Source organism: Enterobacter sp. AG326 (genome assembly GCF_004362415.1).
GTDB classification, from domain to species: Bacteria; Pseudomonadota; Gammaproteobacteria; order Enterobacterales; family Enterobacteriaceae; genus Enterobacter; species Enterobacter asburiae.
In genome coordinates this window covers 175,607-190,125 of the sequence record NZ_SNXG01000004.1, presented here as the reverse complement: position 1 = coordinate 190,125, position 14,519 = coordinate 175,607, and the positions used below count along the sequence as shown (strand labels likewise).

12 protein-coding genes and 1 pseudogene are annotated in these 14,519 nt (G+C 55.5%); 11 read left to right on the top strand and 2 right to left on the bottom strand.

Annotation, left to right across the window (positions count from 1 at the left end; translation table 11 throughout):
• The first annotated feature begins 143 nt into the window (after positions 1-143).
• The 3 genes from tal to DFO52_RS15240 all read left to right on the top strand — a co-directional run bounded on the left by tal (position 144) and on the right by DFO52_RS15240 (position 3,240).
• Positions 144-1,097 carry a transaldolase gene (gene tal, locus DFO52_RS15250; protein ID WP_023334458.1) on the top strand — a complete coding sequence of 318 codons (954 nt, stop codon included), beginning with the start codon at positions 144-146 and terminating at the stop codon, positions 1,095-1,097.
• Positions 1,098-1,207: 110 nt separating this feature from the next.
• Positions 1,208-1,795 (top strand): molybdopterin adenylyltransferase, encoded by a 588-nt coding sequence (mog, locus tag DFO52_RS15245; protein ID WP_029740861.1) that lies wholly within the window; start codon positions 1,208-1,210, stop codon positions 1,793-1,795.
• Positions 1,796-1,917: 122 nt separating this feature from the next.
• Positions 1,918-3,240, top strand: a complete 1,323-nt coding sequence (locus tag DFO52_RS15240) for an MFS transporter (protein ID WP_023310344.1) — start codon at positions 1,918-1,920, stop codon at positions 3,238-3,240.
• Here the strand turns inward: DFO52_RS15240 and satP are convergent.
• Positions 3,217-3,783, bottom strand: a complete 567-nt coding sequence (gene satP / locus DFO52_RS15235) for an acetate uptake transporter (protein WP_023334461.1) — start codon at positions 3,781-3,783, stop codon at positions 3,217-3,219. The genes DFO52_RS15240 and satP overlap by 24 nt on opposite strands.
• Before the next feature lie 296 nt (positions 3,784-4,079).
• Here satP and dnaK point away from each other — a divergent pair, with 296 nt between their 5' ends.
• The 4 genes from dnaK to nhaR all read left to right on the top strand — a co-directional run bounded on the left by dnaK (position 4,080) and on the right by nhaR (position 9,532).
• Positions 4,080-5,993, top strand: a complete 1,914-nt coding sequence (gene dnaK / locus DFO52_RS15230; RefSeq protein ID WP_024907421.1) for a molecular chaperone DnaK — start codon at positions 4,080-4,082, stop codon at positions 5,991-5,993.
• An 87-nt stretch (positions 5,994-6,080) separates the two neighbouring features.
• Complete coding sequence (dnaJ, locus tag DFO52_RS15225; protein WP_023310347.1) at positions 6,081-7,226, top strand: molecular chaperone DnaJ; 1,146 nt, start codon at positions 6,081-6,083, stop codon at positions 7,224-7,226.
• A 172-nt stretch (positions 7,227-7,398) separates the two neighbouring features.
• Complete coding sequence (gene nhaA, locus DFO52_RS15220) at positions 7,399-8,574, top strand: Na+/H+ antiporter NhaA (protein WP_023310348.1); 1,176 nt, start codon at positions 7,399-7,401, stop codon at positions 8,572-8,574.
• A 58-nt stretch (positions 8,575-8,632) separates the two neighbouring features.
• On the top strand, positions 8,633-9,532 hold the full coding sequence (nhaR, locus tag DFO52_RS15215; protein WP_133550689.1) for a transcriptional activator NhaR: 900 nt from the start codon (positions 8,633-8,635) through the stop codon (positions 9,530-9,532).
• Between the two features lie 57 nt (positions 9,533-9,589).
• Here the strand turns inward: nhaR and rpsT are convergent, their stop codons facing one another.
• Positions 9,590-9,853 (bottom strand): 30S ribosomal protein S20, encoded by a 264-nt coding sequence (rpsT, locus tag DFO52_RS15210; protein ID WP_003856458.1) that lies wholly within the window; start codon positions 9,851-9,853, stop codon positions 9,590-9,592.
• Positions 9,854-9,954: 101 nt separating this feature from the next.
• Between rpsT and DFO52_RS23310 the strand changes: the two are divergent.
• The 4 genes and pseudogenes from DFO52_RS23310 (at position 9,955) to lspA (ending at position 14,469) form a co-directional block, all read left to right on the top strand.
• A pseudogene (locus DFO52_RS23310) lies at positions 9,955-10,173 on the top strand (DUF2575 domain-containing protein).
• Between the two features lie 7 nt (positions 10,174-10,180).
• Positions 10,181-11,107: a bifunctional riboflavin kinase/FAD synthetase gene (ribF, locus tag DFO52_RS15200; RefSeq protein ID WP_121932475.1), complete on the top strand. Its 927-nt coding sequence runs from the start codon at positions 10,181-10,183 to the stop codon at positions 11,105-11,107.
• Between the two features lie 45 nt (positions 11,108-11,152).
• Positions 11,153-13,969: an isoleucine--tRNA ligase gene (gene ileS, locus DFO52_RS15195; RefSeq protein ID WP_133550688.1), complete on the top strand. Its 2,817-nt coding sequence runs from the start codon at positions 11,153-11,155 to the stop codon at positions 13,967-13,969.
• Positions 13,969-14,469 carry a signal peptidase II gene (gene lspA / locus DFO52_RS15190; RefSeq protein ID WP_029740867.1) on the top strand — a complete coding sequence of 167 codons (501 nt, stop codon included), beginning with the start codon at positions 13,969-13,971 and terminating at the stop codon, positions 14,467-14,469. The genes ileS and lspA overlap by 1 nt, the downstream gene beginning before the upstream one ends.
• The last annotated feature ends 50 nt before the right edge of the window (positions 14,470-14,519 follow it).

Sequence of the window (14,519 nt, the reverse complement as noted above, 5' to 3'; positions counted from 1 at the left end):
TGCGGTTGCGCTACCCCTCCGTCGTGTTATCATCAGGGCAGACCGGTTACATCCCCCTAACAAGTAAACCTGTCATTTTTCCGCTGCAGGCATGCTGTCGGTAGCGTGAATTATCCAGGGCACGTTAAAAGAGAAACACTATCATGACGGATAAATTGACCTCCCTTCGTCAGTTCACCACTGTCGTAGCTGACACCGGAGATATCGCGGCAATGAAGCTGTACCAGCCGCAGGATGCCACAACTAACCCTTCTCTGATCCTTAACGCCGCACAGATCCCTGAGTATCGCAAACTGATTGACGACGCAGTGACCTGGGCGAAAGCACAGAGCAACGACCGCGCGCAGCAGGTTGTAGATGCCACCGACAAACTGGCAGTGAACATCGGTCTGGAAATCCTGAAACTGGTTCCTGGCCGTATCTCTACCGAAGTGGATGCACGTCTCTCCTACGACACCGAAGCGTCTATCGCGAAAGCGAAACGTCTGATCAAAATGTACAACGACGCTGGCATCAGCAACGACCGTATCCTGATCAAACTGGCTTCTACCTGGCAGGGTATCCGCGCGGCAGAGCAGCTGGAAAAAGACGGTATCAACTGTAACCTGACCCTGCTGTTCTCCTTCGCGCAGGCACGCGCATGTGCAGAAGCAGGCGTATACCTGATTTCTCCGTTCGTGGGCCGTATTCTGGACTGGTACAAAGCCAACACCGATAAGAAAGAGTACGCGCCGGCTGAAGATCCAGGCGTGGTTTCTGTTACTGAAATCTACGAATACTACAAACAGCACGGCTATGAGACTGTGGTTATGGGCGCAAGCTTCCGTAACGTCGGTGAAATCATCGAGCTGGCTGGCTGTGACCGCCTGACCATCGCGCCTGCACTGCTGAAAGAGCTGGCTGAAAGCGAAGGTACCCTGGAGCGTAAACTGTCCTACACCGGTGAAGTGAAAGCACGCCCAGAGCGCATCACTGAATCCGAGTTCCTGTGGCAGCACAACCAGGATCCAATGGCTGTAGACAAACTGGCGGACGGTATCCGTAAGTTTGCTGTTGACCAGGGCAAACTGGAAAAAATGATCGGCGACCTGCTGTAATCATTCTGCGTGACCGGGCTTCCGGTCACGCGTCTTACCCCCGCCTCTGTCTGAATTTCCTCTCTGCGTGTATCATTCCCTTTAATCAGTACTCTTTGAATGGAATGGATATGAATACCTTACGCATCGGCTTAGTGTCGATTTCTGACCGCGCCTCCAGCGGTGTTTACCAGGATAAAGGCATCCCCGCTCTGGAAGAGTGGCTTGGCAGCGCGCTGACCACCCCCTTTGACATTCAGACCCGCCTGATCCCTGACGAACAGCCGATCATCGAGCAGACGCTCTGCGAGCTGGTGGATGAGATGAGCTGCCACCTTGTTCTGACGACGGGCGGAACCGGCCCCGCGCGCCGCGACGTGACGCCGGACGCAACGCTGGCGATTGCCGATCGTGAAATGCCGGGCTTCGGCGAACAGATGCGCCAGATAAGTCTACACTTTGTTCCGACGGCCATTCTTTCCCGCCAGGTGGGGGTGATCCGCAAGCAGGCGTTGATCCTGAACCTGCCGGGCCAGCCGAAGTCGATCAAAGAGACGCTGGAAGGGCTGAAGGCGGAAGATGGCAGCGTCCTCGTGCACGGCATCTTTGCAAGTGTACCGTATTGTATACAGCTGCTTGACGGTCCGTATGTGGAAACTGATGAGAAAGTGGTAGCAGCTTTTCGTCCGAAAAACGCACGCCGCGAAATAATCTCCTGAAATTAATCAATATGTGACATTAGCTGAAGCGGCGATAGCGTGGTAAAGCTTTTACGGTATAGTAATTTTTTCTTTACGATTGCTGTAAAAATAAATCCACAATAAACGCATAATGGTTCGCTATGTCACATAACACCCGACCTCTGAATCGACAGGACTACAAAACCCTCACGCTCGCGGCCCTAGGCGGCGCGCTGGAGTTTTACGACTTTATCATCTTCGTCTTCTTCGCCGCCGTGGTGGGAGAACTCTTCTTCCCGGCGGATATCCCGGAATGGCTGCGTCAGGTGCAAACCTTCGGCATTTTTGCCGCCGGGTATCTGGCGCGTCCGCTGGGCGGCATTATCATGGCCCACTTTGGCGATCTGGTCGGGCGTAAGAAGATGTTTACCCTCAGCATCCTGCTGATGGCCGTGCCGACGCTGGCTATTGGTCTGCTGCCCACCTATGCCTCGATGGGCATTCTTGCTCCGTTGCTGCTGTTGCTGATGCGCGTCCTTCAGGGCGCGGCGATTGGCGGCGAAGTGCCGGGCGCATGGGTGTTTGTCGCGGAGCATGTTCCGGCGCGCCGCATTGGTATCGCCTGCGGAACATTAACCGCGGGGTTAACGGTAGGGATTTTGCTCGGTTCCGTCGTCGCGACAATTGTAAACACCAGCATGACGCAGCAGGCCGTGCACGACTGGGGCTGGCGTATTCCGTTCCTGCTGGGCGGGGCGTTTGGTCTGGTCGCGATGTACCTGCGCCGCTGGCTGCAGGAGACGCCGATTTTCCTCGAGATGCAGCAGCGCAAAGCGCTGGCGCAGGAGCTGCCGGTGAAGGCGGTCGTGGTACGCCATAAAAAAGCGGTGGTGGTGTCGATGTTGCTCACCTGGCTGCTCTCGGCGGGCATTGTGGTGGTGATATTGATGTCCCCGGTGTGGCTGCAAAAGCAGTACGGCTTCGCCCCTGCCGTGACGCTACAGGCGAACAGTATCGCGACAATCATGCTCTGCTTTGGCTGTCTGGCCGCCGGGCTGGCGGCAGATCGTTTCGGCGCCAGCGTTACCTTTATCGTCGGCAGCCTGTTACTGGCCGCATCAAGCTGGGCTTTTTACCATCTTGCGGGCAGCCATCCTGAACAGCTGTTTCTGCTGTACGGCACGGTAGGGCTGTGCGTGGGTGTTGTCGGGGCGGTACCGTACGTGATGGTCCGCGCGTTCCCGCCGGAGGTACGCTTCACCGGGATCTCATTTTCCTATAACGTCTCGTATGCCATTTTTGGCGGGCTGACGCCGATTGCGGTTACCGTGCTGATGGGCGTGTCGCCGATGGCGCCAGCCTGGTATGTACTCGCGCTCTCGCTGATGGGGCTGGTATTAGGATTTTGGCTTCGTCAGGCGGGGGGATGTCGTGCCCGCGAGGCGGGCACGACAGAGGGATCAGTGTTTTTCACCAATCGGTAGAATGGTGCGGTCAAACTGCTCGTTCAGCACTTCACCCATTGCGAGGTAGATAGCGCTTGCGCCGCAAACCAGACCAATCCAGCCTGCAACATGAACGATGCCTTCGTTATCCACCAGGTGCCCAATCGCCAGCAGGGCGAACAGCACGGTCAGGCTCAGGAAAACGAACTGCAGCATGCGGTTACCTTTCAGGGTACCGAAGAACATGAACAGGGTGAAGACGCCCCACAGGCCCAGATAGACGCCCAGGAAGTGGGCGTTTGCCGCGTCCGCCATGCCCATTTTAGGCAGCAGCAGAATGGCAACCAGGGTCAGCCAGAAAGAACCGTAAGAGGTGAAGGCGGTTAAGCCGAAGGTGTTGCCTTTCTTATATTCCAGCAGGCCCGCGAAGATTTGCGCGATACCGCCGTAAAAAATGCCCATCGCCAGGATGATGCCATCCATCGGGAACATCCCGATATTGTGCAGGTTCAGCAGGATAGTGGTCATGCCAAAACCCATCAGGCCCAGCGGAGCCGGATTAGCCAACTTAGTGTTGCCCATAAGTCCTCAAAAAAATCATCATTAATATGGTGAAATGGTTAAACCCGCGTCAGTACTCCCTGACTGGGCGCGGCATCATAATGGGCGCAATCGATGGCGTCTATGATCTCATCAGGGTGAAATTAAAATTTTTTTTATGCTTGCCCCTTGATGGATGCCGTCGCGACCCCATCTTGTAGTCAACCGCAGTGTGTGGACCTGAAAAAAATCAAATCTGGGCAGTTGAAAAAGCACGTTCTGCCCTTATTACAGGTACACAACCACATGTTGACTGAATTTTTAGTGGAGACGTTTAGATGGGTAAAATTATTGGTATCGACCTGGGTACTACCAACTCTTGTGTAGCGATTATGGATGGCACTACTGCACGCGTGCTGGAGAACGCCGAGGGCGATCGCACCACGCCTTCTATCATTGCTTATACCCAGGATGGTGAAACTCTGGTTGGTCAGCCGGCTAAACGTCAGGCAGTGACAAACCCGCAAAACACCCTGTTTGCGATTAAACGCCTGATCGGTCGCCGCTTCCAGGACGAAGAAGTTCAGCGTGACGTTTCCATCATGCCTTACAAAATCATCGCGGCAGATAACGGCGATGCATGGCTTGATGTGAAAGGCGCTAAAACTGCACCACCGCAGATTTCTGCTGAAGTGCTGAAGAAAATGAAGAAAACCGCTGAAGATTACCTGGGTGAGCCGGTAACTGAAGCTGTTATCACCGTACCTGCCTACTTCAACGATGCTCAGCGTCAGGCAACCAAAGATGCTGGCCGTATCGCAGGTCTGGAAGTAAAACGTATCATCAACGAACCAACCGCTGCTGCACTGGCTTACGGTCTGGATAAAGAAGTTGGCAACCGTACTATCGCGGTTTACGACCTGGGTGGTGGTACCTTCGATATCTCTATTATCGAAATCGACGAAGTTGATGGCGAAAAAACCTTCGAAGTTCTGGCAACCAACGGTGATACCCACCTGGGTGGTGAAGACTTCGATACCCGTCTGATCAACTACCTCGTTGACGAGTTCAAGAAAGATCAGGGCATTGACCTGCGTAACGATCCGCTGGCCATGCAGCGCCTGAAAGAAGCCGCTGAGAAAGCGAAGATCGAGCTGTCTTCCGCTCAGCAGACCGACGTGAACCTGCCGTATATTACTGCAGACGCGACCGGTCCTAAACACATGAACATCAAAGTGACCCGTGCGAAACTGGAAAGCCTGGTAGAAGACCTGGTGAACCGTTCAATCGAGCCGCTGAAAGTTGCTCTGCAGGACGCTGGCCTGTCCGTATCCGATATCCAGGACGTTATTCTGGTCGGTGGTCAGACCCGTATGCCAATGGTTCAGAAGAAAGTGGCTGAGTTCTTTGGTAAAGAGCCACGTAAAGACGTTAACCCGGACGAAGCGGTCGCAATCGGCGCTGCGGTTCAGGGTGGCGTACTGACCGGTGAAGTTAAAGACGTACTGCTGCTGGACGTTACCCCGCTGTCTCTGGGTATCGAAACCATGGGCGGTGTGATGACTGCGCTCATCAACAAAAACACCACCATCCCAACGAAACATAGCCAGGTGTTCTCTACCGCTGAAGACAACCAGTCTGCGGTAACCATCCATGTGATTCAGGGTGAGCGTAAGCGTGCGGCGGATAACAAATCTCTGGGTCAGTTCAACCTGGACGGTATTAACCCGGCACCGCGCGGCATGCCGCAGATCGAAGTGACCTTCGACATCGATGCTGACGGTATCCTGCACGTGTCTGCGAAAGACAAAAACAGCGGTAAAGAGCAGAAGATCACCATCAAGGCATCTTCTGGCCTGAACGAAGCGGAAATCGAAAAAATGGTTCGCGATGCCGAAGCTAACGCGGAATCCGACCGTAAGTTCGAAGAGCTGGTTCAGACCCGCAACCAGGGTGACCATCTGCTGCACAGCACCCGTAAGCAGGTTGAAGAAGCAGGCGATAAACTGCCAGCGGAAGACAAGACTGCTATCGAAGCTGCACTGAGTGCGCTGGAATCCTCACTGAAAGGTGAAGACAAAGCGGACATCGAAGCGAAGATGCAGGAACTGGCGCAGGCTTCTCAGAAGCTGATGGAAATCGCTCAGCAGCAGCACGCTCAACAGCAGGCGGGCGCTGACGCTTCAGCGAACAACGCGAAAGACGACGACGTTGTCGACGCTGAGTTCGAAGAAGTTAAAGATAAAAAATAATCGCCCTGATGCAGGGTAATTAATCGGCACGGGCGTAGGAGAATTCTCCACGCCCGTGCTCGCATGTTAAGGGGCTTAAAAAAACCAATGGCAAAGCAAGACTATTACGAGATTTTAGGCGTTCCGAAAACTGCGGAAGAGCGTGAAATCAAAAAGGCGTATAAGCGCCTGGCCATGAAATTCCACCCGGACCGTAACCAGGGTGACAAAGAGGCTGAAGCCAAATTTAAAGAGATCAAAGAAGCCTACGAAGTCCTGACCGATGCACAAAAACGTGCGGCCTATGACCAGTACGGTCACGCAGCCTTTGAACAGGGCGGCATGGGCGGCGGTGGATTCGGTGGTGGCGGCTTTGGCGGCGGCGCTGACTTCAGCGATATCTTTGGCGATGTATTTGGCGACATCTTCGGCGGCGGTCGTGGTCGTCAGCGCGCGGCGCGCGGCGCTGACCTGCGCTACAACATGGAGCTGACGCTGGAAGAGGCCGTTCGCGGCGTAACCAAAGAGATCCGTATCCCTACGCTGGAAGAGTGTGACGTTTGCCACGGCAGCGGCGCGAAAGCGGGTACGCAGCCTCAGACCTGTCCAACCTGTCACGGCTCTGGTCAGGTACAGATGCGTCAGGGCTTCTTCGCGGTACAGCAGGCCTGTCCTCACTGTCACGGTCGCGGCACGCTGATTAAAGATCCATGCACCAAATGCCACGGGCACGGTCGCGTTGAGAAAACCAAAACTCTGTCCGTTAAGATCCCGGCTGGCGTCGATACGGGCGACCGCATCCGTCTGGCAGGCGAGGGCGAAGCAGGCGAGCACGGCGCACCGGCAGGCGATCTGTACGTTCAGGTGCAGGTGAAACAGCACGCCATCTTTGAGCGTGAAGGTAATAACCTGTACTGCGAAGTGCCGATCAACTTCGCGATGGCGGCACTCGGTGGTGAAATCGAAGTGCCTACGCTGGACGGTCGCGTGAACCTGAAAGTGCCTGGGGAAACCCAGACTGGCAAGCTGTTCCGCATGCGCGGGAAAGGCGTTAAATCCGTTCGCGGTGGTGCGCAGGGCGACCTGCTGTGCCGCGTTGTCGTCGAAACGCCGGTTGGCCTGAACGACAAGCAGAAACAGCTGCTGAAAGAACTGCAGGAGAGCTTTGGCGGCCCGACGGGTGAGAAAAACAGCCCGCGTTCCAAAAGCTTCTTCGATGGCGTCAAAAAATTCTTTGATGATTTGACTCGCTAATTCGTTAGCTGGTTTTCATCTTCGAAAAGCCCGGAAGCGATTCCGGGCTTTTTTATTGGCGTGTATAGCTCGGTTAAACTGAGTCTATACTCAACATTAATCTGTTTTTGCCGAGCTATTTGGCTTGGTATTATGGTTTTATCGAGGTATTGTTGTAAAAGAGAGAAATTAAATGAAATTACTACACCGTTTCTTTAGCAGTGAGGCGTCCGGTGGCGTGATCCTGATTATTGCCGCTGCGGCCGCGATGGTGCTGGCTAACCTTGGCATCACGCAGGATCTCTACCATGCATTTCTGGAAACGCCCGTTGAGCTGAAGGTCGGGGCGCTGGAAATTAACAAGAACATGCTGCTGTGGATCAACGATGCGCTGATGGCGGTGTTCTTCCTGCTGGTGGGGCTTGAGGTTAAGCGTGAGCTGGTTCTTGGCTCGCTCGCCAGCCGCCAGCGCGCGGCGTTTCCTGTGATCGCAGCCATCGGCGGAATGGTCGTTCCGGCGTTGCTCTTCCTGGCGTTCACCTGGCAGGATCCTGTTGCACGTGACGGCTGGGCGATCCCGGCCGCGACGGATATCGCCTTTGCGCTCGGTGTCTTAGCCTTGCTCGGTAGCCGCGTGCCGGTGGCCTTGAAAATCTTCCTGATGGCACTGGCGATCATCGATGACCTGGGCGCCATTGTGATTATCGCGCTGTTCTACACCAGCGATCTGTCGATCCTCTCCCTGAGCGTCGCCGCCGGGGCGATTGCGGTGCTGGCGCTGCTGAACATCTTCAATGTTCGCCGCATCGGTATCTATATCCTGGTCGGAATGGTGCTGTGGACGGCGGTGCTGAAATCGGGCGTGCACGCCACGCTGGCAGGTGTGATCGTCGGCTTCTTCGTGCCGCTTAAGCCGCAGGACGGCAAGTCGCCTGCCAAACAGCTGGAGCACGTGCTGCACCCGTGGGTCGCCTTTATGATCCTGCCGCTGTTTGCGTTTGCCAACGCGGGCGTTTCCCTCGGCGGCGTGACGCTTGACGGGCTGACGTCCGTGCTGCCGCTGGGCATCATTGCCGGGCTGTTTATTGGTAAGCCGTTGGGCATTAGCCTCTTCTGCTGGCTGGCGACGAAGCTGAAGCTGGCGTCATTGCCGCACGGCACAACCTTTGGTCAAATTATGGCCGTCGGCGTGCTGTGTGGAATCGGGTTTACGATGTCGATCTTTATCTCGACGCTGGCGTTTGGTGCGCATGCGCCTGAGCTTATCGTCTGGGCTAAACTCGGCATTCTCATCGGGTCATTACTGGCCGCGGTAATCGGTTATACCTTGTTGAAGGTGAAGTTGTCCGGACAGGCCGTCCAGGCATAGCGGAACACCGGGAGGAGGCGATCCTCCTCCCGATACACACTCAGGGAGAGAAGACGCGATGTCTCATTTAAATTACAACCATCTGTACTACTTCTGGCACGTTTACAAACAGGGCTCGGTGGTGGGGGCGGCAGAGGCGCTCTACCTGACGCCGCAAACCATCACCGGGCAGATCAAGGCCCTGGAAGAGCGCCTGCAGGGCAAGCTGTTCAAGCGTAAAGGACGTGGGATTGAACCCAGCGAACTGGGCGAGCTGGTTTTCCGCTATGCGGACAAAATGTTCACCCTGAGCCAGGAGATGCTGGATATCGTCAACTATCGCAAAGAGTCGAACCTGCTCTTTGACGTGGGCGTGGCGGATGCGCTGTCCAAGCGGCTGGTGAGCGGCGTGCTGGATGCGGCGGTAGTCGAAGATGAGCAAATCCACCTGCGCTGCTTTGAATCCACCCACGAGATGCTGCTGGAACAGCTGAGCCAGCACAAGCTGGACATGATTATCTCGGACTGCCCGATTGACTCCACCCAGCAGGAAGGACTGTTCTCGGTGAAGATTGGCGAATGCGGCGTGAGCTTCTGGTGCATTAATCCGCCGCCGGAGAAACCGTTTCCCGCGTGCCTTGAAGAGCGCCGCCTGCTGGTACCTGGGCGACGTTCAATGCTCGGACGCAAGCTGCTGAACTGGTTTAACTCGCAGGGGCTGAAGGTAGAAATCCTCGGAGAGTTCGACGATGCGGCGCTGATGAAAGCCTTTGGCGAAGCGCATAATGCGATCTTCGTTGCGCCGACGCTGTACGCGCACGATCTCTATTCAGACTACAAGATTACGGAGATAGGCAGAGTGGACAACGTGATGGAGGAGTACCACGCCATATTTGCCGAAAGAATGATTCAGCACCCGGCGGTGCAGCGAATCTGCAATCGTGACTACGCGGCGCTGTTTACGCCACCGGCAAACTGAAGGCATAAAAAAACCCGCGTTAAGCGGGTTCTTTAAACAAGCAACAACAAGTAGCGATTAAGCCAGTTTGTTGATCTGCGCGGTCAGGTTTGCTTTATGACGCGCTGCTTTGTTTTTGTGGATCAGACCTTTAGCAGCCTGACGATCCACGATTGGTTGCATTTCGTTAAATGCGTTCTGCGCTGCAGCTTTGTCGCCTGCTTCGATTGCTGCGTATACTTTCTTGATGAAAGTACGCATCATAGAGCGACGGCTTGCGTTGTGCTTACGAGCCTTTTCAGACTGAACGGCACGTTTCTTAGCTGATTTGATATTAGCCAAGTCCAACTCCCAAATATGTTCTATGTGGACAATTCAAAGGCCGAGGAATATGCCCTCTTTGCCTTCTTTTGTCAATGGATTTGTGCAAATAAGCGCCGTTAATTAGCGACGCTACGTTACGTAGTGATGGCGCAGGATTCTACCAGCTTGTCTTCCCTGAATACAGCCTTTCGGCATAAAAATCGCAGTTCAAGAGCAGATTTTTTCGCTGCGAAAGGTCAGCCTGATGAAATCATTACGGCTTTCTGTTTTGCGCGAACAATCGCCGGTTAACCTTAACCGCTGTACAAGGTATACTTTGGCGATTTTCACTGTTTTGAGCCAGACATGAAGCTGATACGCGGCATACATAATCTCAGCAGCGCGCCACACGGGTGCGTGCTGACTATTGGTAATTTCGACGGCGTGCATCGTGGTCATCAGGCGCTGTTGCAGGGATTGCGTAAAGAAGGGGAGGCCCGTGGCCTGCCCGTTGTAGTGATGATTTTCGAGCCGCAGCCGCTGGAGCTGTTCGCGGGCGATAAATCTCCCGCCCGACTCACTCGCCTGCGCGAGAAATTGCGCTATCTGGCGGAGTCCGGCGTGGACTATGTATTGTGTTTACGTTTCGATCGTCGCTTTGCCGCGCTGACAGCACAAAATTTCGTCAGCGACCTGCTGGTTAAGCGTCTTGGCGTACAGTTTCTCGCCGTGGGTGATGATTTCCGCTTTGGCGCTGGTCGTCAGGGCGATTTCTTGCTATTACAGAAGGCTGGTCTGGAGTATGGATTTGACGTCACCAGCGCGATGACCTTCTGCGAAGGCGGCGTGCGCGTCAGCAGCACGGCGGTGCGTCAGGCGCTGGCTAATGATGACCTGGACACGGCAGAAACCCTGCTGGGGCATCCGTTCACTATCTCTGGCCGCGTGGTCCATGGCGATGCGCTGGGCCGCACGATAGGCTTCCCGACGGCGAATATACCGCTGCGTCGTCAGGTTTCCCCGGTTAAAGGGGTGTATGCGGTGGAAGTAGCAGGACTGGGCGATAAGCCGTTCTTCGGCGTCGCCAACATTGGCACGCGTCCGACCGTCGCCGGTGTGCGTCAACAGTTAGAAGTGCACCTGCTGGACGTTGTAATGGACCTTTATGGTCGCCATATAGATGTGATACTGCGTAAAAAAATACGCAACGAGCAGCGATTTGGTTCGCTGGATGAACTAAAAGCGCAAATTGCGCGAGATGAATTGACGGCCCGCGAGTTTTTTGGGCTTTGAACCCGGCTTAACTGCCTACGTGATAAATACGGAACCGAGAATCTGATGAGTGACTATAAATCAACCCTGAATTTGCCGGAAACAGGGTTCCCGATGCGCGGCGATCTCGCCAAGCGCGAACCGGGAATGCTGGCGCGTTGGACCGATGATGACCTGTACGGCATCATTCGTGCAGCCAAAAAAGGCAAAAAAGCCTTCATTCTGCATGATGGCCCTCCATATGCGAATGGCAGCATTCATATTGGTCACTCGGTTAACAAGATTCTGAAAGACATTATCGTGAAGTCCAAAGGCCTCACGGGATATGACTCGCCTTACGTTCCAGGCTGGGACTGCCACGGTCTGCCAATCGAGCTGAAAGTGGAGCAAGAGTTTGGCAAACCGGGTGAGAAGTTCACCGCCGCCGAGTTCCGTGCGAAGTGCCGCGAATACGCAGCCACGCAGGTTGACGGTCAGCGCGCTGACTTCATCCGTCTGGGCGTGCTGGGCGACTGGTCGCACCCGTACCTGACCATGGACTTCAAAACTGAAGCCAACATCATCCGTGCGCTGGGTAAAATCATCGGTAACGGCCACCTGCACAAAGGCGCTAAGCCGGTGCACTGGTGCGTGGACTGCCGCTCTGCGCTGGCAGAAGCGGAAGTTGAGTATTACGACAAAACCTCTCCATCTATCGACGTGGCGTTCCATGCCGTCGATCAGGATGCGGTGAAAGCTAAATTTGGCGTCTCCTCGGTAAACGGCCCGATCTCTCTGGTGATCTGGACCACCACCCCGTGGACCCTGCCAGCCAACCGTGCGATCTCCCTGTCCGGTGAGTTCGAATACGCGCTGGTGCAGATTGACGGTCAGGCGGTTATCCTGGCGAAAGATCTGGTTGAGAGCGTGCTGAAGCGCGCGCATATCAACGACTACACCGTGCTGGGCACCGTGAAAGGCGATGCGCTGGAGCTGATGCGCTTCAAGCACCCGTTCCTGGACTTCGACGTTCCGGCGATCCTGGGCGACCACGTGACGCTGGAAGCGGGTACCGGTGCGGTACATACCGCCGGTGGCCACGGTCCTGACGACTACAACATCAGCCTGAAGTACGGTCTGGAAATCGCTAACCCGGTTGGCCCGGACGGATCTTACCTGCCTGGCACCTACCCGGCGCTGGACGGTATCAACGTATTCAAAGCGAACGACATCATCGTTGACATGCTGCGCACCAGCGGCGCGCTGCTGCACGTTGAAAAAATGCAGCACAGCTATCCGTGCTGCTGGCGTCACAAGACCCCGATCATCTTCCGTGCGACCCCGCAGTGGTTCGTCAGCATGGATCAGAAAGGCCTGCGCGAGCAGTCTCTGAAAGAGATCAAAGGCGTGCAGTGGATCCCTGACTGGGGCCAGGCGCGTATCGAATCCATGGTGGCTAACCGTCCTGACTGGTGTATCTCCCGTCAGCGCACCTGGGGCGTGCCGATGTCTCTGTTCGTACATAAAGAGACGCAGGAGCTGCACCCGAACACCCTGGAACTGATGGAAGAAGTGGCGAAGCGCGTCGAAGTTGACGGCATTCAGGCTTGGTGGGATCTCGACTCCCGCGACATCCTGGGCGCTGACGCAGACAACTACGAGAAAGTGCCGGATACCCTGGACGTGTGGTTCGACTCCGGGTCTACCCACTCCTCCGTGGTTGACGTGCGTCCGGAATTTGCCGGTCACGCTGCCGATATGTATCTGGAAGGGTCTGACCAACACCGCGGCTGGTTCATGTCATCTCTGATGATCTCCACCGCTATGAAGGGTAAAGCGCCTTACCGTCAGGTACTGACTCACGGCTTCACCGTGGATGGTCAGGGCCGTAAGATGTCCAAATCTATCGGTAACACCGTTTCTCCGCAGGATGTGATGAACAAGCTGGGCGCAGACATTCTGCGTCTGTGGGTGGCCTCTACCGATTACACCGGCGAAATGGCGGTGTCCGACGAGATCCTGAAGCGTGCTGCCGACAGCTATCGTCGTATCCGTAACACCGCGCGCTTCCTGCTGGCGAACCTGAACGGGTTCGATCCGGCAAAAGACATGGTGAAACCGGAAGAGATGGTGGTGCTGGATCGCTGGGCGGTAGGCTGCGCGAAAGCGGCGCAGGAAGATATCCTGAAAGCCTATGAGTCTTACGACTTCCACGAAGTGGTGCAGCGCCTGATGCGCTTCTGTTCCATCGAGATGGGCTCGTTCTACCTCGACATCATCAAAGACCGCCAGTACACCGCGAAAGCGGACAGCGTGGCGCGTCGTAGCTGCCAGACCGCGCTGTTCCACATCGCAGAAGCGCTGGTGCGCTGGATGGCGCCGATCATGTCCTTCACCGCGGACGAAATCTGGGGCTACCTGCCGGGCGACCGTGAGAAGTATGTGTTCACGGGCGAGTGGTACGAAGGTCTGTTCGATCTCTCCAGCACCGAAGCAATGAACGATGCCTTCTGGGACGAACTGCTGAAAGTGCGTGGCGAAGTGAATAAGGTTATCGAGCAGGCGCGCGCAGACAAGAAAGTCGGCGGCTCTCTGGAAGCGGCAGTCACGCTGTACGCCGAACCGGAGCTGGCGGCGAAGCTGACGGCGCTGGGCGATGAATTACGATTTGTCCTGTTGACCTCCGGTGCGAAAGTTGCGGATTATGCCGATGCTTCTGCTGATGCTCAGCAGAGCGAACTGCTCAAAGGACTGAAAGTCGCGTTGAGCAAAGCCGACGGTGAGAAATGCCCGCGCTGCTGGCATTACACCACCGATGTTGGCCAGGTGGCGGAACACGCAGACATCTGCGGACGCTGTGTAAGCAACGTCGCCGGTGACGGCGAAAAACGTAAGTTTGCCTGATGAGTAAAACTCTCTGTTCAACAGGACTGCGCTGGCTGTGGCTGGTTGTTGTGGTGCTGATTATCGATCTGGGCAGCAAGTTCCTGATCCTCCAGAACTTTACTCTGGGGGAGACGGTTCCGCTGTTCCCGTCGCTTAATCTGCACTACGCGCGTAACTACGGCGCAGCGTTTAGTTTCCTTGCCGACAGCGGTGGCTGGCAGCGCTGGTTCTTTGCGGGTATCGCTCTCGGTATCTGCGTGATCCTCGCGGTGCTGATGTACCGCTCGAAGGCCACGCAAAAGCTGAATAACATTGCCTACGCGCTGATCATTGGCGGCGCCCTGGGCAACCTGTTTGACCGCCTGTGGCACGGCTTTGTGGTCGATATGATCGACTTCTACGTCGGCGACTGGCACTTCGCGACCTTTAACCTGGCCGATACGGCAATTTGTATCGGTGCGGCGTTAATCGTGCTGGAAGGCTTCTTGCCTAAACCGGCCGCGAAAGAGCAGGCGTAACATACTCGCCCGGTGGCGTAATGCTACCGGGCAAAACAAGCGAGCAATTT

What these genes read in the sequence shown, in the direction of transcription:
- tal (WP_023334458.1), top strand. Translation starts at nt 144, where the DNA reads ATGACGGATAAATTGACCTCCCTTCGTCAGTTCACCACTGTCGTAGCT.
- mog (WP_029740861.1), top strand. Translation starts at nt 1,208, where the DNA reads ATGAATACCTTACGCATCGGCTTAGTGTCGATTTCTGACCGCGCCTCC.
- DFO52_RS15240 (WP_023310344.1), top strand. Translation starts at nt 1,918, where the DNA reads ATGTCACATAACACCCGACCTCTGAATCGACAGGACTACAAAACCCTC.
- satP (WP_023334461.1), bottom strand. Translation starts at nt 3,783, where the DNA reads ATGGGCAACACTAAGTTGGCTAATCCGGCTCCGCTGGGCCTGATGGGT.
- dnaK (WP_024907421.1), top strand. Translation starts at nt 4,080, where the DNA reads ATGGGTAAAATTATTGGTATCGACCTGGGTACTACCAACTCTTGTGTA.
- dnaJ (WP_023310347.1), top strand. Translation starts at nt 6,081, where the DNA reads ATGGCAAAGCAAGACTATTACGAGATTTTAGGCGTTCCGAAAACTGCG.
- nhaA (WP_023310348.1), top strand. Translation starts at nt 7,399, where the DNA reads ATGAAATTACTACACCGTTTCTTTAGCAGTGAGGCGTCCGGTGGCGTG.
- nhaR (WP_133550689.1), top strand. Translation starts at nt 8,633, where the DNA reads ATGTCTCATTTAAATTACAACCATCTGTACTACTTCTGGCACGTTTAC.
- ribF (WP_121932475.1), top strand. Translation starts at nt 10,181, where the DNA reads ATGAAGCTGATACGCGGCATACATAATCTCAGCAGCGCGCCACACGGG.
- ileS (WP_133550688.1), top strand. Translation starts at nt 11,153, where the DNA reads ATGAGTGACTATAAATCAACCCTGAATTTGCCGGAAACAGGGTTCCCG.
- lspA (WP_029740867.1), top strand. Translation starts at nt 13,969, where the DNA reads ATGAGTAAAACTCTCTGTTCAACAGGACTGCGCTGGCTGTGGCTGGTT.